Origin of the sequence: Fictibacillus macauensis ZFHKF-1, assembly GCF_000269865.1 — a bacterium.
Lineage (GTDB): Bacteria > Bacillota > Bacilli > Bacillales > Fictibacillaceae > Fictibacillus_C > Fictibacillus_C macauensis.
Genome location: NZ_AKKV01000020.1, coordinates 277,798 through 298,233 on the forward strand (window position 1 = coordinate 277,798; position 20,436 = coordinate 298,233).

At 41.9% G+C, this 20,436-nt stretch carries 17 protein-coding genes and 1 other annotated feature; of the genes, 8 read left to right on the plus strand and 9 right to left on the minus strand.

The window, feature by feature from the left end; all coding sequences use genetic code 11:
• Positions 1-8: 8 nt before the first annotated feature.
• The 5 genes from A374_RS04365 to aroC form a co-directional block, all read right to left on the minus strand.
• Positions 9-1,628: an ABC-F family ATP-binding cassette domain-containing protein gene (locus tag A374_RS04365; protein WP_007200976.1), complete on the minus strand. Its 1,620-nt coding sequence runs from the start codon at positions 1,626-1,628 to the stop codon at positions 9-11.
• Between the two features lie 138 nt (positions 1,629-1,766).
• Positions 1,767-3,050: a 3-phosphoshikimate 1-carboxyvinyltransferase gene (gene aroA / locus A374_RS04370; protein WP_007200977.1), complete on the minus strand. Its 1,284-nt coding sequence runs from the start codon at positions 3,048-3,050 to the stop codon at positions 1,767-1,769.
• 12 nt (positions 3,051-3,062) lie between these two features.
• Positions 3,063-4,166, minus strand: coding sequence for a prephenate dehydrogenase (locus A374_RS04375; RefSeq protein ID WP_007200978.1), 1,104 nt, complete (start codon positions 4,164-4,166; stop codon positions 3,063-3,065).
• Entirely contained in the window at positions 4,163-5,263 is a 1,101-nt protein-coding gene (gene aroB, locus A374_RS04380; protein WP_007200979.1) for a 3-dehydroquinate synthase, read from the minus strand. Before aroB ends, A374_RS04375 begins: the two co-directional genes overlap by 4 nt.
• Positions 5,263-6,432, minus strand: coding sequence for a chorismate synthase (gene aroC, locus A374_RS04385; RefSeq protein ID WP_007200980.1), 1,170 nt, complete (start codon positions 6,430-6,432; stop codon positions 5,263-5,265). The genes aroB and aroC overlap by 1 nt, the downstream gene beginning before the upstream one ends.
• Before the next feature lie 64 nt (positions 6,433-6,496).
• Positions 6,497-6,732, minus strand: a binding site (T-box leader).
• A gap of 258 nt (positions 6,733-6,990) precedes the next feature.
• On the opposite strand from aroC, the gene A374_RS04390 reads away from it, so the two are divergent.
• Together A374_RS04390 and A374_RS04395 are read left to right on the plus strand one after the other, a co-directional pair.
• The gene (locus tag A374_RS04390) at positions 6,991-8,064 is read left to right on the plus strand and encodes a bifunctional 3-deoxy-7-phosphoheptulonate synthase/chorismate mutase (RefSeq protein ID WP_007200981.1); all 1,074 of its coding nucleotides are present in this window, start codon (positions 6,991-6,993) and stop codon (positions 8,062-8,064) included.
• A gap of 136 nt (positions 8,065-8,200) precedes the next feature.
• The gene (locus A374_RS04395) at positions 8,201-9,574 is read left to right on the plus strand and encodes an MATE family efflux transporter (protein ID WP_007200982.1); all 1,374 of its coding nucleotides are present in this window, start codon (positions 8,201-8,203) and stop codon (positions 9,572-9,574) included.
• A 45-nt stretch (positions 9,575-9,619) separates the two neighbouring features.
• Here A374_RS04395 and A374_RS04400 read toward each other — a convergent pair whose 3' ends face one another.
• Together A374_RS04400 and A374_RS04405 are read right to left on the minus strand one after the other, a co-directional pair.
• Positions 9,620-11,521, minus strand: a complete 1,902-nt coding sequence (locus A374_RS04400; RefSeq protein ID WP_007200983.1) for a nitric oxide reductase activation protein NorD — start codon at positions 11,519-11,521, stop codon at positions 9,620-9,622.
• A gap of 27 nt (positions 11,522-11,548) precedes the next feature.
• A complete protein-coding gene (locus A374_RS04405) occupies positions 11,549-12,442 on the minus strand; it encodes an ATP-binding protein (protein ID WP_007200984.1) in 894 nt (297 codons plus the stop codon).
• Positions 12,443-12,622: 180 nt separating this feature from the next.
• Here A374_RS04405 and fabL point away from each other — a divergent pair, with 180 nt between their 5' ends.
• The 4 genes from fabL (at position 12,623) to A374_RS04430 (ending at position 17,100) form a co-directional block, all read left to right on the plus strand.
• On the plus strand, positions 12,623-13,372 hold the full coding sequence (gene fabL, locus A374_RS04410) for an enoyl-[acyl-carrier-protein] reductase FabL (protein WP_007200985.1): 750 nt from the start codon (positions 12,623-12,625) through the stop codon (positions 13,370-13,372).
• Between the two features lie 594 nt (positions 13,373-13,966).
• A complete protein-coding gene (locus tag A374_RS04420; RefSeq protein ID WP_007200987.1) occupies positions 13,967-14,848 on the plus strand; it encodes a TetR/AcrR family transcriptional regulator in 882 nt (293 codons plus the stop codon).
• A gap of 21 nt (positions 14,849-14,869) precedes the next feature.
• Positions 14,870-16,462 carry an MDR family MFS transporter gene (locus A374_RS04425; RefSeq protein ID WP_007200988.1) on the plus strand — a complete coding sequence of 531 codons (1,593 nt, stop codon included), beginning with the start codon at positions 14,870-14,872 and terminating at the stop codon, positions 16,460-16,462.
• A gap of 134 nt (positions 16,463-16,596) precedes the next feature.
• On the plus strand, positions 16,597-17,100 hold the full coding sequence (locus A374_RS04430) for a universal stress protein (RefSeq protein ID WP_007200989.1): 504 nt from the start codon (positions 16,597-16,599) through the stop codon (positions 17,098-17,100).
• Between the two features lie 52 nt (positions 17,101-17,152).
• Here A374_RS04430 and A374_RS21260 read toward each other — a convergent pair whose 3' ends face one another.
• A complete protein-coding gene (locus tag A374_RS21260; RefSeq protein WP_007200990.1) occupies positions 17,153-17,728 on the minus strand; it encodes a cell wall hydrolase in 576 nt (191 codons plus the stop codon).
• Between the two features lie 184 nt (positions 17,729-17,912).
• Between A374_RS21260 and A374_RS04440 the strand changes: the two genes are divergently transcribed.
• Both A374_RS04440 and proC read left to right on the plus strand, forming a co-directional pair.
• Complete coding sequence (locus A374_RS04440) at positions 17,913-18,488, plus strand: cysteine dioxygenase (RefSeq protein WP_007200991.1); 576 nt, start codon at positions 17,913-17,915, stop codon at positions 18,486-18,488.
• Between the two features lie 206 nt (positions 18,489-18,694).
• Positions 18,695-19,534 (plus strand): pyrroline-5-carboxylate reductase, encoded by an 840-nt coding sequence (proC, locus tag A374_RS04445; protein WP_007200992.1) that lies wholly within the window; start codon positions 18,695-18,697, stop codon positions 19,532-19,534.
• A gap of 65 nt (positions 19,535-19,599) precedes the next feature.
• Here proC and A374_RS04450 read toward each other — a convergent pair whose 3' ends face one another.
• Entirely contained in the window at positions 19,600-20,268 is a 669-nt protein-coding gene (locus A374_RS04450; RefSeq protein WP_007200993.1) for an SGNH/GDSL hydrolase family protein, read from the minus strand.
• Positions 20,269-20,436: the final 168 nt, after the last annotated feature.

Sequence of the window (20,436 nt, forward strand, 5' to 3'; positions counted from 1 at the left end):
TTTCTACTTTATTGATAGAGTGCTTCTCGTTGTTTTTGTAATGATTCATCTTCAAGAAACTCATCATACGTAGCTTGCTTATCAAGAAGACCTTTAGGTGTAATTTCAATAATTCGGTTTGCAATCGTTTGGACGAACTGATGGTCATGTGAAGTGAAAAGAAGCGAGCCTTTATACGTCATTAGACCATTATTTAGTGCCGTGATTGATTCAAGGTCTAAATGGTTCGTCGGATCATCAAGCAACAACACATTGCTTCCACTAAGCATCATTTTTGAAAGCATACAACGAACTTTTTCGCCTCCAGAAAGCACTTTTGCTTTCTTTAAGACTTCCTCTCCAGAAAACAGCATCCGTCCTAAGAACCCACGTAAGAAGCTTTCTGATTGATCAACCGGAGAGTATTGACGCAGCCAATCAACGAGATTCAACTCATTGTTTTCAAAGTAGATTGAGTTATCTTTCGGGAAGTACGCTTGACTCGTCGTTACGCCCCATTTGAAAGTACCGCTATCCGCTTCCATTTCACCCATTAAAATTTTAAAGAGCGCGGTTACCGCTTGCTCATTTTTACCAACGAAGGCGATTTTGTCGCCTTTATTGACAGTAAAGCTAACATTGTCTAAAACTTTTTCACCATCAATCGTTTTTGAAAGATTTTCTACGAACAATAAATCATTGCCGATTTCGCGATCAATACCAAAGTTAACATACGGATATTTACGCGTAGATGGACGAATATCATCTAGTGAAATTTTATCTAAAAGCTTCTTACGAGAAGTGGCTTGCTTCGATTTTGAAGCATTCGCGCTAAAGCGTGCCACGAAGTTTTGCAACTCTTTAATTTTTTCTTCTTTCTTTTTGTTTTGCTCTTGAGCCATTTTTAACGCTAATTGACTAGACTCGTACCAGAAGTCATAATTTCCTACGTAAAGTTGAATTTTGCCAAAGTCAAGATCGGCCATATGTGTACATACTTTATTTAAGAAGTGACGGTCATGGGAAACAACGATGACCGTGTTTTCAAAGTTAATTAAAAACTCTTCAAGCCATTGAATCGCTCGCAAATCTAAATGGTTCGTAGGCTCATCGAGCAAGAGAATATCAGGCTTGCCAAATAACGCTTGCGCAAGTAAGACTTTTACTTTTTCAGAACCTGTTAGCTCAGCCATTTTCTTCATATGAAGTTCGTCTGTAATGCCGAGACCTTTTAAAAGAATGGCTGCTTCGGACTCTGCTTCCCAACCATTTAGTTCAGCAAATTCGCCTTCAAGCTCAGCTGCTTTAATCCCATCTTCATCGGTAAAGTCCGCTTTCATATAAATCGCGTCTTTTTCTTTCATAACCTCATATAAACGAGCATGTCCCATAATAACGGTTTGCAACACTTCTTGCTCTTCATACTCGAAATGGTTTTGTTTCAAAACGGCCAATCGCTCGCCTGGCGTAATATGCACATCGCCTGATTGCGCTTCAATTTCACCGGATAAAATCTTTAAAAACGTAGATTTCCCAGCTCCATTTGCTCCAATCAATCCGTAGCAATTGCCCGGTGTAAACTTAATATTTACTTCATCAAAAAGCTTGCGGTCACCATAGCGAAGACCGACGTTCGTTACTGTAATCATAAAATTCTGTTCTCCTTCGTTTTCCATTCTCACTGATTGTATCATACCACAGCTCAATGACATACAACAGAGTTATCCTTTTCAAGTGACTATGAATAGAAAAAACCTTTACGATCATACGATCATAAAGGCTCATCATTAGTTTTGTGTTAAGCGCTCTAATTCAGCGAAAAACTTCGGATAAGACACCGTTACTGCCTCACTATTCGCAAGGATTGTCTCGCCTTGCGCAATAGAAGCAGCTACCGCTAGCATCATGCCGATGCGATGATCGCCATGGCTATCAACGTTTGCTCCATGTAATGGCGTTGGACCGTGAATAATCATGCCATCTTCTGTTGCTTCAATGTTTGCTCCCATTTTTGAAAGTTCTTGAACGACCGTATCGATGCGGTTCGTTTCTTTTACTTTTAATTCAGCAGCATCTTTAATGACCGTTGTACCAGTCGCTTGCGTCGCTGCTAAAGCGATAATCGGAATTTCATCAATTAAACGAGGAATGAGCTCGCCGCTTACTTCGGTTGCTTGCAACGCGGCGGTTTTTACCGTAAGATCCGCAAACGGTTCTGCTTCTTCGCCATGCACAGTTAATTGCTCAAGACATGCTCCCATATTGTGTAACACATCAAGTATGCCTGTACGCGTTGGATTTAAGCCAACCTTTTTTAAATGTAGTGATGAATTGGGCACAATCGATCCTGCTACTAAAAAGAAAGCCGCCGATGAAATATCTCCTGGCACTTCAATTGCAGTAGCACGGAGTGATTGTCCACCACGAATGCTAACCGTATTGCCATCAACTTGTACATCTACACCGAACGCTTTTAGCATACGCTCCGTATGGTCACGTGATTTATGAGGCTCGGTTACTGTTGTCGTTCCACTCGCTTGTAAGCCACCTAAAAGAATAGCAGATTTCACTTGCGCACTTGCGACTGGTGACGTGTACGCCATTCCTTCTGCTTGTCCTCCTCGAATGCTTAACGGAATAAAATTGGCTTCAGCGCGTCCTTCAATGGCTGCTCCCATCGCTTGTAGCGGCTTTGTTACGCGTTGCATCGGTCGCTTTCCAATTGAATGATCGCCAATTAAAACAGAATGAAACGGTGTATTCGTTAAAATACCGAGCATTAAACGAATCGTCGTCCCAGAGTTACCCACATCTAACACTTCTGTAGGCTCCACAAGCCCATCAATTCCTTTTCCTTCTATTATAACGGAGTCTTCATGTTGCTTTATATCCACTCCTAATTTTTTAAAACAAGCTATTGTACTTAAACAATCATCGCCCGGAAGAAAGCCCGTTACGTTTGTCGTTCCATTCGCAATCGCACCAAACATAACAGATCGATGAGAAATTGATTTATCGCCTGGAATAGGAATTTCCCCATTTAGGCCATTCACGCTCTGAAGTTTTTTCATAGTAACTCTCCTTTAAAGTGCTATATAAGTCGTAAACTGCAATGCTTCAAGACTATTTTTTGCTTTTTGTCGATCGTCTTCATTTTGAAAACTAATGCGCAAGACGCCGTATATATCTTCGCGCACTTCCATAATCCGAATGTTTGTAATACTCACTTGGTTTTCCGCAAGAATGGCTGTTACCCGTGAAAGCACCCCAACATCATCAAGAATATCAACGTACAAATCATAAAATGAGCGAATGGCTCCTCGCTTTTGAATCGGCAGCGCATCGCGGTATTCTTTTGCTCCTGCATAATACGAGTAGAGCTCATGATCGTCCCCTTGCGCTACCCACGAGCGAACGTCTTTCATTTCTTCCATCCATTCATCTAAAAAGGTAAGAAGATGCGCTCGATTTTGTTTCGTAATATCTTTCCACATTTCCGGACTGCTTGAAGCAATGCGCGTAATATCTTTAAAGCCACCGGCCGCTAAATCATTTATTTCTTCAAAACTTTCCGCATACCGTTTCGTTTGACGCACTAAACTTGCCGCTACAATATGCGGAAAATGACTAACGACACCCGTAAGCAAGTCATGCTGATCGGCATCTAGCGTCATAAATTTCGCACGCGTTCCACGTAACCAGTCTTTTAACTGTTCTAGTTGATGAGGCGGTGTGTCGGAAAAAGGTGTTAACATATAAAAGGCGTTTTCAAACAAATGCGCCTTTGCACTAGCAGGGCCTGATTTATGAGAACCGGCCATGGGGTGTCCGCCAATAAACGTGATACCTTTTTCTACTAAAGCCGAAGCCGCCTTCATAATAGAACCTTTCGTACTACCTACATCCGTTATGATCACACCATCTTTTAGTGACACATCTGCTAAGTCAACTAACAACTGCTTCGTTACTTCTACCGGTGTTGCTAACAGTAGTAAATCCGCATCTTTTGCCGCTTCGAGCCAGTCTGTACATCCTTCATCAATAATGAACAGACGCTTAGCGGTTTCAAGGTTAGCCTCACTCCGATCATAGCCTATGATCATACTGTCCGGATGCTGCTGTTTAATTCCTAAGGCGACCGAGCCACCAATTAATCCTAACCCTACGATAAGAACTCTTTTATTCACGCAAACTGCTCCTTGTCTCGCTGTATAAATTGTTGCAGTGCATTTAATAGTAGAAAGTCGTCTAGCTCTCGTAGATAGGTGTCTCCAATGTTGCGTAATAATACCATTGTTACCTTCCCTGCTGTTGACTTTTTATCTCGTTTCATTTTCTCTAACAATGCCTCTGCTCTCATACCATCTGGAATACTTGGGTAACCGAGTCGTTTCATCCAAGCCGTAATTTCATCAACCGGCAACGTTTCACTGCCGAGATCACGACTTAGTTCAAGCGCAAAACGCATGCCAATGGCCACAGCGTCACCATGTGAAACAACACCGTATCCCGCTTCACTTTCAATCGCATGACCGAGGGTATGTCCGAAGTTTAAGATAGCGCGCAAGCCACTTTCTTTTTCATCTTTGGAAACAACATTCGCCTTAATAGCTATCCCTTTTTTTAACATGTGCACAACATCTTCATCCGTTACGTGCGTTAACGAGGTTACATGGGCTTGTAGCCACGTATAAAACGCTGAATCTTGAATGAGGGCATGCTTAATCACTTCAGCAAAACCAGAACGCCATTGTTCATGAGGCAAGGTAACAAGTGTACTCGTATCATAAAATACAGCTTCTGGTTGGTGAAACACGCCAATCATATTTTTACCAAGCGGATGATTGATGCCTGTTTTGCCTCCAACAGCACTATCGTGCGCTAGCAGCGTCGTTGGCAGCTGTACAAAGGAAATACCACGCATAAACGTACCCGCTACAAAACCAGCTAAATCACCAATCATTCCTCCACCTAGTGCAACAATAAAGGACTTACGATCCACTCCACTTTCAAGAGCGTAGGTGATCGCACGATAATAGTTATCAAAAGACTTTCCATGATCGCCATGAGGTACAATGTGATCAAAGATGGGTACCCCTAAAGCCGCTAATGCTTCTTTACTATTTTCTAAATAATGAGGCGCTACGTGATCATCGGTAAGAATAAAAATACTTGATGGTAACGACGCTTGCTTCTGAAAAAAAGAAACAAGCGCGTCTAATAAATGACTGCCAATCATCACATCATATGATTTTGAAGGCGTTGAAACGTGAACGATTTCCATTAAAACTCACGCGCCTCTTTCATATGACGTTGAACGTTTTCCTTAATGCGATCAATATGATCAACACCAAATTGTTCAACAATCGCTGCCGCTAGCTCCCAAGCAACGACGGCCTCAGCCACTACACTAGCTGCAGGAACTGCACAAGCATCTGAACGCTCAATGCTAGCAGAGAATGGCTCTTTCGTTTCAATATCTACGCTTTGCAGCGGTTTATAGAGCGTCGGAATGGGTTTCATCACCCCACGAACAACGATTGGCATGCCTGTTGTCATACCACCTTCAAATCCTCCCGCATTATTCGTACGGCGTGTGTAACCTTTTTCTGCATCCCATAAAATTTCATCATGAACTTGACTGCCCGGTTTGTGAGCTGCTTCAAAGCCAATACCAATTTCCGCTCCTTTAAAAGCATTAATGCTCATAATTGCCGCTGCTAATTTCGCATCAAGCTTGCGATCGTAATGAACATAACTTCCAACTCCGACAGGCATTCCTTCGACGATTACTTCTACGATCCCGCCAATTGAGTCACCATTTTTCTTTGCTTCATCAATGGCCGCCATCATCTGTTGTCCTGCTTTTTCATCTAAACAACGAACAGGAGATGCTTCTGTACGAGTTTGTAACGCTTCGATGGATTGGTAGTGTAAATCGGTAGCAACAACACCACCAATTTCAATCACATGTCCACCAACAGAAATACCTAGTTCATTTAAGAATCGTTTAGCTACGGCGCCCGCTGCTACACGCACAGTCGTTTCACGTGCTGACGAACGCTCTAAAACATTTCTCATATCACGATGATTGTATTTAATGGCTCCATTAAGATCGGCGTGTCCAGGACGAGGACGTGATAGCTGACGTTTTACTTCTTCTCCCTCGTCTTCTAACGGAGCAGCCCCCATAATTTTCGTCCAATGCGTAAAGTCATCATTGGTTACTGTTAATGTAATCGGCGAGCCTAGTGTACGGCCGTGACGAACACCACTATTAATGGCAACCGTATCTTTTTCAATTTGCATGCGACGTCCACGTCCATACCCTTTTTGTCTTCTTAGTAGCTCTTGATCTACATCTTCTGCCGTAAGACTCAGTCCTGCTGGCACCCCTTCTAATATCGTCGTTAATTGTGGTCCATGGGATTCTCCTGCTGTTAAATATCTCATTATTTATTCCTCCTTATCCTATTGTAGAAAACGGCTGTATACGCAAAAAAGTCCCTGCTACTCTAGCAGGGACGAATGTGCATCGCGGTACCACCCTAAATTGCGGAATCGTAGTTCCGCCACTTCTTTTTATATAACGGCTATGCACCGTCCTTACTTAAACAACGGAAGGTATACCGCGTTTAGGTAAGGAATGCTCGAGGGTGTAATTCGATTTCTTCTTTGTGCTGATTTCCACCAACCATCAGCTCTCTATGAAACAGGGAGAAGAATTCTACTGTTGCCTGTCATTGCGTGTTTCTATAATAAATTTTAAAGATACTTTAACACTTAAAAGCGTGAATGTAAAGAGAAAACGTCTTTTTTTATTTTCTCCAAAAAAAACACTTCATAATCACTTGACAAGATGATATTTGGTGCTTTAAAGTAGCAAACAATTACATTAAAATTTTTCACCATGCGCTGTCTCATCATGACTTTACGCATGATCAGCAATTAGGTTAGACATTGACGAATGAACTCGTCATGAATATAGGAGTCCCCGAGGAGGAACACACAATGGCAAAAGAACTTGAAACATTACGTAGTGAAATCGAAGTAATTGATCATGAAATTTTAGAACTGCTCAACAAACGCGCCACAGTCGTTCAAGAAATTGGTAAATTAAAAGAAATGCAAGGCGTAAAACGCTTTGATCCAGTGAGAGAGCGTAAATTGTTAAATATTATCGCTGAACACAACAAAGGACCGTTTGAAACGTCCACGTTACAATACATTTTCAAACAAATCTTTAAAGCAAGCCTTGAACTTCAAGAAGACGATAACCGTAAAGCATTGCTCGTATCTCGTAAGAAAAAGCCAGAAAATACGATTGTCGATGTAAAAGGTGTTGCCATTGGAACAGGCGAACAGCATTTCGTTATGGGGCCATGTGCGGTTGAAAGCTATGACCAAGTAAAACAAGTAGCACAAGCCATGAAAGCACAAGGCTTAAAATTGATGCGCGGTGGCGCCTTCAAACCTCGTACATCTCCATACGATTTCCAAGGTCTAGGTATGGAAGGATTACGCATTTTACGTCAAGTAGCTGACGAAGAAAACTTAGCGATCATTTCTGAAATTTTAAACCCAAATGATCTCGAAGAAGCATTAAATTACGTTGATGTAGTACAAATTGGTGCACGTAACATGCAAAACTTTGAATTGTTAAAAGAAGCAGGTAAAATTAATAAACCAATCTTACTAAAACGCGGTCTGGCAGCAACTATTGAAGAATTCATGTACGCAGCTGAGTACATTTTGGCACAAGGAAATGACCAAATTATTTTATGTGAACGCGGTATTCGTACGTACGAACGCGCAACACGTAACACGCTTGACATTTCCGCTGTTCCAATTTTGAAGAAAGAAACACACCTTCCTGTTATGGTTGATGTAACGCATTCTACAGGTCGTCGTGATCTTCTTATTCCTGCCGCAAAAGCAGCACTTGCCATTGGGGCAGACGGTGTTATGGCAGAAGTTCATCCAGATCCAGCTGTTGCGCTTTCTGATTCTGCACAACAAATGAACATTCCTCAATTCAATGAATTTCTTGAAGAAGTTCGCAAACACGCTGTTGTACATGCATAAATGTAAGACTAGCCTCTCTTTAGAGAGGCTTTTTTTATTGTTCTCAAGTGTAGCATACATCCTTATAAAATTCCCTTCCTTTTTTCAGGAAAGAATGTGATATAATGCTACAATCAACGATAAAAGGAACGATGCTATGAACAGCACAAGTAATTTACAACAAAAAGGGGCACTTTTTTTCCGTCTCGTTCTTCCTATTTTCATTACACAAATCGGTTTGTACGCCATGAACTTTTTAGATACGGTCATGTCTGGCCATGCTGGCGCTGCTCAACTTGCAGGTGTTGCCATTGGCACGAGCATTTGGGTGCCTGTATTTACAGGTTTAAGCGGGATTTTAACAAGCATTACCCCTCTTGTTTCACAATTAAACGGCGCCAACCAATCAACTAAAATTCCGTATGTGGTCATCCAAGGCATCTATTTAGCCATCGCCTTAGCACTTTCTGTCATTGTGCTTGGCTCATTCGTCTTAAACCCATTACTGGATGCCATGCACCTAGAACGAGCCGTCCGCGATGTTGCTCACGGTTATATTGTTGCTTTAAGTTTCGGAATGATTCCTCTGTTTATTTACAATACGTTACGCAGTTTTATTGATGCGCTCGGACGCACCCGTGTAACGATGACCATTACGTTGGTCGCACTTCCTGTTAATTTTGTCATCAATTATTTGCTCATTTTCGGAAAATGGGGCTTTCCTAAGCTCGGTGGCGTTGGATCAGGCTATGCATCGGCGATTACGTATTGGTTTATTACACTTATTGCTCTCTATATTGTTCATAAAAAAGCACCTTTTTCAGCACTTCGTATTTTCAAGACATGGTTTCCCGTCTCTCTTCAAGCATGGAAAACACAGTTGAAAATTGGCATTCCAATCGGTTTTTCTATCTTTTTTGAAACGAGTATTTTTGCGGCAGTGACGCTATTTATGAGCGTATACAATACGGAAACGATTGCCGCTCATCAGGCAGCACTGAATTTTGCTAGTTTTCTTTATATGTTACCTTTATCGATTTCCTTTGCAATGACCATTGCAGTAGGCTATGAAGTCGGTGCAAAACGCTTCCGTGATGCCCGTCAATACAGCCGACTCGGCATTCTTTCCGCCTTGATTTTAGCGGTTTTTTGCGCAACAGGATTGTATTTTTTCACAGATTCTATTGCGGCACTGTACTCTAACAATACGGACGTTTTATCCTTAACGAAACACTTTTTACTATACGCCATCTTTTTCCAACTATCGGATGCCATCGCCGCCCCTATTCAAGGAGCCCTTCGTGGTTATAAAGATGTTAATGTCACGCTTGTTTTGTCCCTTATATCCTATTGGGTCATCGGCCTACCACTTGGCTATGTGCTAGCCCATTATACAGCCATCGGTCCTTATGGCTATTGGATTGGTCTCATTTCAGGTTTAGCTGCTGGAGCTTGTTTATTATGGATGCGACTTCTCACCATTCAAAGAAAACAACATCAAGCAACCCCTGCCTACGAAAACAGCTTATAAGAAATGAAAAAGAACGAAGCAGCTGCTTCGTTCTTTTTCATTCCATTATATTGAAAGCGCAAATAAAAGACGACGTAAGATTGGTACTAAATAGCTTACAAGCTCTGATGCGCTTGGTACAACGACTTGATGATTGCCATAAATATTTCTCATTAATTGATTTTCTTCTTCGGTTACGTGACCGTTCGCAATATACATGCCTAGTGTTTCAATGCCCTTTTTTCTCGTTTCCATAACCGCTTCATGCGTATCACGAACGCCATGATCTTCATAATCAAACGCTGCTGGCTCTCCATCCGAAAAGACGAGTAAAAACTTTTGTTTCTCGGAACGGCGCAATAATGCTTCCGCCGCCTTTCGAATCGCATAGCCGTCACGGTTATCTTCTTGTGGCTCTAACTGTAGAATTTCAGGACCTGCCTGCGATTGTGTAGAACTCGTAAACGATAACACTTCTTGAAAATAGTTTGGTTGCTCTTCCTTCGTCGCATCGGCAGCATCTTCCCAAAAACCAATAACAGAGTGCGGCAAAGACACCGCTTTTAACGTTTCATGAAAAAGAACAATCGCTTTGTGCGTCTCTTCCATTTTATCAAACATGGAAGCCGAGCAATCCACCAATAACGTAAAGACAGCGTCGAGTTCTTTAGGTGACTCTGCTACTTTATAAAACAAACGCGGGTTTTTTTCGGTAATGAGCGTTGTTAGTTTCTTTTGACTTAAACGGCCAAAATGCAAATCCGACATTGGCGTATTCTTTTTATGCTGCAACGTTTTTAAAAAGCTTTGTTGCAAGCGGTGAACAGACGGCTGAATGTCCTTTTTGAGCTCTCGATACGTGACAACCTCTTCTAAGGAGGGGGTGACTGGCTCTCTTTCTTTAAATGTTGCATAGCGATTTAATTCACCATAGCGAAAGATCGGCTGTTCGCCTAACGCCGGTTTCCCTTGCTCATTACTTGCTGCGTCTTGTTGATCAAAATTATTGCCTTTTTTAGTTTGTGTGCCTGACTGAACGGCGCCATACGCTTGGTCGCCGCTTTCCGCTTGGCGCTCACCTTCACCGAGCAAATCAGTCGCTGTTCCTTGCTCTAAATCAAATTGTAAAAATGATTCATGAGGAGATGACGTTTCTTCATGCCAGCTTGGCATTTCCTCTCGTACCGTCCCCTCTTCGCTCGCTTCATGTGTTGTATCATCAGGCCTCACACTTTGTAAATCGTCCTCACGAAGAAGATCTTTCCACGTCTCATCTGTTGGTTGTGACTCATGAAAAGATAAATAAGACGTTTCCATATCTTTTACACCAGCTTGTTTCAGACGTTGAGAAATTTCTGGTAAAACGTGCACCATTTCACTCGTAGAAGAAGCCTCATGCAACTTCTGAAGAAACGGCGCTAGCTCATGGAAAAGGGGTGCTAACGTCTCTAACGAAAGCAAGCGGCGATACACTCTAGCAAATAAAAAGCAAAACAAGGCATCTAATTGACGTTTTTGAACTACATGCTGCTTAAATTGACGCTGATAATGAGTAGCCAACGTCTTTCTTCGCACTTCAAACGCCGCCTTCATTCCTGGGCGGTTTGCTACACAAAGAGCTTCAAGGCGAATATCTTCAAAGAGTAAAAGAAGATGTTTTAAAAAATTGGCATGCTCGCTTCCTTTGATCTCATCTAACGCATTAGAAATAGCAGCCGCATCGCTATAATAATAACTACCAAATGCCCGTAAATATACATCACTCTTTAGGCCTGGGCGCGCAATTTCGTCCGCATACGGCATCCAAAACTGACTTACGTGAATGACGCCCCCTGTTCGGTTACAATAGGAATGGTAAGAAAATTCCACCTTTAGTTTTTTATCTCGAGATAGACTGCGCGCAAGATCTAATAGCTCCATTTGAAGAAAAGAATCAATTTTCGTATGAGCAAAGGTTAAAAATTTCATAGGATTCTCCCTTCTAACCTGCTTTTTTTACACAAAGAGCGTATCTGCAATATTTTTTATGAGCGCTTTTTCGCGTTCATCTTCTAATTTATCGGTAATTGCACGCAAGATTGCACGCTTTGGTGGAAGATAAAGAGAGAGATCACACGCATCCAATAACGCTCGAATAGAGGCAGCTTCTTCCGAAAGATGACCGTGTTGCGCCTGAGATACAAGGTCGCTAGAAAACTGGACAAACGTTTGGAGCATTGCTTCATCCTGTTGTTGTGATTGCTGACGCAACATAGTCAGCAAGGCGTCGCCTTGAATATAGGGAACTTCAATAACGACAAAACGGTTTTTCAACGCCTCATTTAATGGCACCGTTCCAATGTATCCTTCGTTGATGGCCGCGATGACGTTAAATCCTTCAGCCGCTTTAATTACTTCTCCTGTAAATGGATTGGCAATCGTCCGGCGATAATCAAGCATCCCATTTAAGATGGGTAACGTTTCCGGTTTGGACACATTAATTTCATCAATATATAAAAAATGACCTGCGAGTGCCGCTTTCGTTACAGGTCCAGGAATAAAGGTAATGTGAGATTGACCATCTTCATAAGTAATTGTTTTATGGCCAAGCAACGCTTCAGCATCTAAATCCACAGAACAGTTCACTGCATGAAGCGGCTGTCCGAAAAGCGCTGATAAATGTTCAGCAAGCTTCGTTTTCCCAGATCCCGTTGGCCCTTTTAAAAGCACATTTTTCCCCATTAATAGGGCGGTTATCGCATCATTTAAAATCGCATGATCGTGCGCTCGGTACCCTTCACTGCCAATCATCGCTTGCTCTTCTGCACTATAGGAAGCCAAGCGTTGTTTTCGTTGTTCATCAAGACGAGCTTGTAATGAAGCTGCAAGCTCGTGAGCATAATTCTCCATAATATACGTTAATCACCTTTCATGTAAGCCTAAAAAATCTCTTCTATCGTATACTTTTTAAGCACGTGTTTCAAATGATTGCAGTTGAAGTCATTAGTGTCTCCCTGACATTGACAACGTATGAAGAAATCTTTAATATTAGGACCAGGTACTAACAGTAGAAGAAAAGGACGTGGAAAAATGGCTGAAAAAGTAGCACTCATTACAGGGGGAAGTCGAGGAATCGGCAAAGCCATCGCCGAAAAATTCGCATCAGAAGGCTATGATCTCGTTTTAAACTATATGCGAAAACGAAAAGATGCTGAGCAAACGAAGGAAATGCTTGAATCTACCTATTCAATTAACGTTCATCTCATCAAGGCAAATGTTGGTGAGGTTGATCAAATTAAAGCATTGTTTGCCGAAGTAAAGGATGTATGTGGGCGACTCGATGTTTTTGTAAACAACGCTGCTTCTGGCGTATTGCGACCGCTTATGGAAATTGAAGAAAATCACTGGGATTGGACACAGGATATTAATGCAAAAGCTTACCTTTTTGCAGCCCAAGAAGCAGCAAAGCTCATGGAAGCAACAGGGGGTGCCATTGTAGCCTTATCGAGTCTCGGTTCCATTCGTGCTTTGCCTAACTACGTAGCTGTTGGTGTTTCAAAAGCTAGCGTTGAAGCCATCACGCGTTATTTAGCGGTTGAACTTGCTTCCAAAAACATTGTCGTCAATGCTGTCTCTGGCGGCGCAGTCGATACGGATGCGCTGAAGCATTTTCCAAATCGCGAAGAATTACTAGAAGCGGCAAAACAAAACAACCCTGCCGGTCGCATTGTCGAACCACAAGATTTAGCAGCTACTGTATACTTCTTAACAACACCGGCTGCACGTATGATTCGTGGCCAAACGATAATTGTAGATGGCGGTTTATCACTACTCGCCTAAGAAAAGAGTAACAAAGTGGCTGGGACTTAAACAGCCTTACCACATACAAATGGCTTGATCATCGGTTTCGATTGATTAAGCCATTTTTTTCATGTCGCTCGTTCGTTTAAGCAGCCATTGATTGCACCAAAATGGAGTAGGATGCAAGCTCCTCTGTATTAGCGCGCAGACTAGGTCCGTTCGCGCTCAGGTGCCTTCGATTCGCGCGCAGACTAGATAAATCACCTCCAGCGGCGGATGTAAAGGATGATCAATAGAACAAATAAAGAGATAATCTCATAAATGCGCTCAAAAATGAGAAGAAATAGTGTAAAAGCTCTTCCATAATTGTGAAAAGAGTGAAGCGCATAAGAGATTCTTAGTTTGTGCGCAGACCCAGACCATTCGTGCGCAGAAGCCTCCGACTCGCGCAATCTAAGTCCATCCCACCGCATGTGCCACAAAGTGTGTCCCTCCTCCTTTTTTGTCAAAAAACGTCACTTTTTCGCTTGAAAAAAGAAACAATTGACCAATGAGTCAGCAAGCGTTTATAATAATCCGGTAGCAATTATTTATTAATTAATGACCAATGAGTCACTATAATGTAATGGGGTGATGACTACGAATGAAAGGAAACAACTGATCATAGAAGAAGCAAGTGCTTTATTTGCTAACAAAGGCTATGATGCTACGTCTATTCAAGAAATCGCAACTGCTTGCGACATTTCAAAAGGTGCCTTTTATTTGCACTTTAAATCAAAAGAGGCGCTACTTCTCTCTATTTTTCAATACAACCAAGATCATCTTCGCAAAAAAATCCGTGCCATCGAGGCGCTACACTTACCAGCTCGCGACACCTTTATCAAGCAACTTTCTATGCAGCTTTCGGAAATTATTGAACGACGTGATTTTATTATCATGCATTATCGCGAACAAACAGTGGCACTAAATGATGAAATACGCGCACTGACAAAAGCAACCCAACGTGAAATTCAAGAATGGTATGAAAACATGCTGTTAACCATTTACGGTCAACAGTTAACACCCTATCGATACGATCTTTCCTTACTTTTAGATGGCATTCGAAACGGCTTTATTCGATTATTACTCATTACATCGTTGCCGCTTAATACAGAAGAGATAGGTACGTATATCTTGCATCGAATGGATGATCTTGTTAAAGGGATTTTGCACCAAGCAGCTCCACCCCTTCTAAAGGAAGAAGCGATTCAACGATTTTTTCAGCCCTCTTCTTCTCCCGAGCCTCTAGACGCAAAGGATCTTGTTCTGCACATGAAAACAATAGTGCCTACTTTAACAGGCGAGGCATCCTTACTTAAAGAAAGTGAAAAAGCCATTCTTCATTTAGAAAGAATACTATCGCAAGAAGACGTGGACGTATACAGTGTACGGGGAGCTTTAACCATCATTCAACAACTTCAACCGCTCACAACTTACTGCCACCAGCTAGCGCAACACTATGACATTACACTGTAAGTCAACAAAAGGAGAGGTCACATGAATTTATCAACACCACCAACCATTAATCGAAATGTCGTATTAATCGGTTTAATTATCGGCATGTTTTTTAGTGCCATGGAACAAACGGTCGTCGGTACAGCCATGCCAACCATTATTGGTGAATTAAATGGTTTTTCCATTTTTGCCTGGGTTACAACCGCTTATCTGATTACGTCAACCACCATCATACCGATTGTCGGCAAGCTTTCTGACTTATATGGCAGACGATCGCTTTACTTAATAGGCACCATTATTTTTGTTATAGGTTCTGGCCTTTGCGCTACCGCCTCTTCCATGGAACAATTAATCCTATACCGAGGCATTCAAGGACTTGGTGGCGGTATGATTATGCCATTATCACAAACCATTATTGGTGACATTTTCACTGCGGAGCAACGTGCCAAATGGCAAGGTGTTTTTGGCGCTATTTTCGGCTTAAGCTCCGTTATTGGTCCTTTTATTGGTGGCTTTCTCGTTGACACCATTAGTTGGCACTGGATTTTCTTGATCAATGTGCCATTTGGTCTTTTGTCTGCCATCTTAATTTTCGTAGGCATGAAGCATGAAAGCATTCGTCCAAAAGAAGATGTGTCCATTGATTATTTGGGGATTGCCACACTTATTCCTGCCGTTGTGTTGCTGCTGCTTGGCTTAACATTTGGTGGCGATCGATTTGCATGGCTCTCAACGAATAGCTTTCTTATTTTCGGGGGGTCATTGTTACTATTAATTGTTTTTGTTTTAATTGAACGAAAAGCAAAAGAGCCTGTCTTAGATTTATCGCTTTTTAAAAACCGCGTGTTTGCCACTACAAATGCACTTGGGTTTTTATTAGGTCTAGGTATGTTCGGAGCCATTATGTTCGTTCCGATGTTTATGCAAGGTATTCTCGGGGTGACACCAACAAGAGCTGGTTCTACAATGACACCGATGATGATTTCACTCATTCTTGCGAGCATTGTTGGCGGGAGATTGCTGCTAAAAGTAACCTACCGTACCGTATTAACGAGCGGTATGATCATTACGAGTATCGGCTTTTATTTAATGAGTACGATGGGAACACAATCAAATGAAATGACCGCTTATTTCTATATGGTCATCATGGGTGTGGGTATGGGGCTTGTTATGCCTACCTTAATGATTGCCATCCAAAATGAATTTCCTAAAACGAAGCTTGGTGCCGTCACTTCCGCTTCAACGTTTTTCCGCTCTATTGGTGGAACAATCGGTATTACCATCCTAAATGTAGTCATGAATCACACGCTTCAACAAAAAATGACGGACGTTGCTACTCAAGAAACAACGCCGATGTTAAAAGCTATGTTTATGAAACTCAGCGAAAAAACAGATGCTCTCTTTAGCTTATTGATTCATCCAGAACTACTAAAGTTACCAACGACATTAAAAACAACCGTCATTCACAGCATTCAGACGATTTGGAGTGACTCATTTACGACTGTCTTTTTAACAGGCTTGATTTTTATTGGCATTGGTATTTTTGTAGCCTTATCCGTTGGATCTGGTAGAATTGCCTCAACAAAAAACGTCGCAACGACGGATGATCCTTCCGTGCAACCGCTGAAATCGTAAGAAGTTAATCCAGAAAATCCTCGTGATTTTCTGGATTTTTTTGAATAGGAATGGTGAAGTATAAAAAAAGAAAGAGGTTTGCATAAGGAAAAAGAAGGGAATTTACAAACTAACTAAAAATGGAGGTGACTTTTATGCTTCAGTATAAAAGAATTCTCGTTGGTGTTGATGGCTCTCAATCCGCAAAAATTGCCTTTCAACGAGCCATTACTCTCGCAAAAGAAGGCGAAATAGAATTGTTTATTGCCCACATTTCGGAAGAACCTATGCCAACTCCAACACCGCTAGATATTGATGCTTCAATGATTCAATATGTTGGTCAACAAAATACGAATGAGCATTTATTACAACGCTATGAAGAAGAATTGCAAACAGCAGGCATTACACAGTATCGCCTCTTAAATAACGCAGGGTCACCGAAAAATGAACTTCTTTCCTTTGCTTCTATGCATAATGTTGATTTAATCATATGTGGAGCTACTGGTATGAGTACGGTTGAGCGTTTATTCATCGGTAGCGTATCTGAATATGTCATGCGACATGCAACGTGTGATGTCCTCATCGCTCGGACACCTGAACGAAAAACAGAAGCTACAGGCGCTAGCATTAAAAGCACGACCTATACAAGCAACATGTAAAAAAAGCGACTGAATGTAGATTTCTTGCCTACATTCAGTCGCTTTCCTCTCTTTATTTTGAAAATGTATGACGACCGATCACTTTTTGCGCAGGTTTATGATCTAACCAACGATTTTGTGCCGTTTTTTTATTATAGAAAAATAAGCAACCGCCTGTATTATCTTTACCTTCAATCGCTTCTTTTGCTGCTTTAACCGCATCATTAGAAGGTGCTTTTAACGTCCCTTCCATAACAGGTTGAAATTGACCTTTATCATAAATAACCCCTTTAATAGTGGACGGAAACGACTTGGCTTCCACACGATTCATGACGACAGCTGCTACAGCTAGTTTCCCTGCATAGCTTTCCCCGCCAGCTTCCGACTCTACAAGAGACGCTAATAGATGCGTTTCACCATTTGCTACCTTTTTTGTATTTTGCCCTTCCACTTTCAACTGTTGCCCAGGTATAATTAAATTACTGGTTAATCCATTTTTTGCTTTTAGTGCTTGGATGGAAACACCATATTTTTGGCTAATTTTCCATAACGATTCACCATGCTGAACAGTGTGCGCACTCGCTGTAGTTGCACCTACCATCGTTAGCCCAAGTACAAATGCTGTTGTATATAATCTAAGTTTCTTCATAAGAACTCCTCCTCTAACCTTTTAGGTGATTCATCTACATCGGTAGCATCTGTGCTTAACTACCCTCACCGTTTATTGTTCGGAAGAGAGGAGACCTTTTTGTCCATGTCATGTTCAAGATTCGCCTTCCACTTTATGGAATAATCAGTAAAATCCTTTGTTTACACTATTTCAGGAGGTTTTTATGTCTTCTTTTCTCGAACGTGTTCATACGCACTTTTCCTTCACAACGTATCCTACTTCAGAACAACTGCGCGATGCACTACATGACCTACAAGCCACGAAAGCTGACGTCCAACCCTTTTTACAAGCACCTGAACACTATCCATATGGAAGAAAAATGATTTATAAGACTCCCTGGCTTGAAATGCTCGTCATGCATTGGTCGAAAACAATAGACTGCGCTCCTCATGATCACGGCCAGTCTTACGGATGGGTTCAACTATTATCGGGCCAATCATCTCATACGCTTTATCGCGTTGATCAACAAGGGCAACCGCAGGCAATTAAAGAAAAGATTGAACCAACCGGCAGTTCCTTACGCGTTACCAATCAATTGGTGCATAAAATGGGCACAGCGGGAGAAGAACCACTGATTACCCTTCACGTGTATGCGCCACCCGTCTCGGGAATGAAAGTGTACGATCTTCCAAAATGCGCGGTTTGTATCGTCGCCGATGATTGCGGAGCATGGTGGCCAGAAGATCAGCGGCAAATTGTTCAAGAAATGCGTTACTCTTCAACTCGTATAGAGCGCTAAAGCATATCACTTAAAAAGCACCTTCTTTTCTGCTAACATAAAACACTATTAAGCAGCAAGGTCACCAACCTATTGCGCAGTCCTCCCAAAAGAAACAGTCATTTTCCAAAACGAAAGGACGGTGAATCTGTTACTAAAAAAAGATCATTAATGAGGCCATTTCTCGTAGAAATGGGGAAAGAAATGATCTTTTTAGTAGCAGCAGAATGATGCTTCAGAAAAAAAAGGTGCTTTTTATTGGTGCAGGATCCATGGCCGAGGCCATTGCAGCTGGCATTGTTCAGCAAAACAAGGTACCACCTAACCACATTACTATGACTAACAAGCAAGACGAACAACGACGTGTGCAGCTTATGAAAGACTACCATGTCATTTCTTTGCCGATTGAAGAGACAGAAGTGCAAGAAGCGGACCTCATCGTGCTTGCAATGAAGCCAAAGGATGCCGCATCCGCGATAGCCGCGCTGGCACCAAAACTCTTGCCACATCAGCTGCTTTTATCAGTGATTGCCGGGGTAACGACTACCTTTTTAGAAGGCATGCTTCCGTTAGAGCAACCCGTCATTCGAGTCATGCCTAACACATCTAGCACCATTGGAGAGTCCATTACAGCGCTCACTCCAGGAGTAGCTGTTTCAGCAGATCATCTTCAGCTAGCTAGAACCTTATTTGAAAGCATAGGGGGCGTAACCGTCATTAATGAACAACAAATGGATGTTTTTACTGGCATTGCTGGCAGCGGTCCTGCCTATATTTACTACGTCTTAGAGCATATGGAGGAAACCGCAAAACAGGAGGGAATTCCACCTGAACTCGCGCGTGAAATCGTGGCTCAAACGGTCTTAGGGGCTAGTAAAATGGTGTTAGAAACGAAAACCTCTCCGCGTACTTTGCGAAAAAAAGTTACCTCTCCTAACGGTACAACCGCAGCTGGGGTCGATGCTTTGAAACAACATGGTGCCGGAATGGCCTTCACAGAGGCGATTTTACGAGCGAAGAATCGTTCGACCGCCATTGCGAAAGAGCTAGAAATGTTGCATTCCTAATTCATACAAAAAAACCCGCCAACTCCAGCGTAACTTCTCGTTGGAGACGGGTTATTCTTTTTAGGTTATCGTCTTTTTCGTGAACGTAACTCACGATATCCCGATCGAAAAACTGCTTCAGCAATTACATCATGTCCTTCTTCATTAGGATGAATGCTATCCCACGACAGGAGTTCTCGCTCTCGTTGTAGAAAAGGCGTATAAAGATCGACAACCTTTACATGATTGACTTTATTATACATCAGCATCATTTCATTAAAATGACGAATCCAACGATGGGCAATGTCCCATTTTCGATAAGGATTATACATATTCAATAATCGAATCATATAACGATGACAACTGTTTTCCTTCAAGGCACGTATATGTTGAACGATGTCCGTCATATTCTGACGACACTGAGCAACGGTACGCGCAAGACCAGCTTCATCTTTACGCAATAAGTAGCGCTTTCCAGCTTTTAGTAAATCATTGCCACCGGCAGAAATCGTAATGATCTCCGATTGGATAACCGCGTCTTTTACTTTTCCTTCTGCTAAACCATATAACACATCTTCTGTAGTAAAACCGTTAACAGCAAAATTGTGTACGTGATAAGATTTCCCTAACACCTCTTCTGATCTGGCAGCGTATCGTTGCACGAATCCATGACTAGGATTACGCGCTCGCACCCCAACAGAGATTGAATCTCCTAACGCCGTATAAAAACTGTTATTTTCCCGTTTTACACCCATCCTCCTATTCACCTTTCATCCATTTGCAATACAATATGACACAATCAAAAGAAATGTACACAAGATTTCACCTAAATGCTTGTCATCCATGAAAAAAGGCGGTACATTTACAAAGGATGCGAAATTTGACGAATGGTGTCTTTCCTCTAATCCCTAATCTTTTTAAAT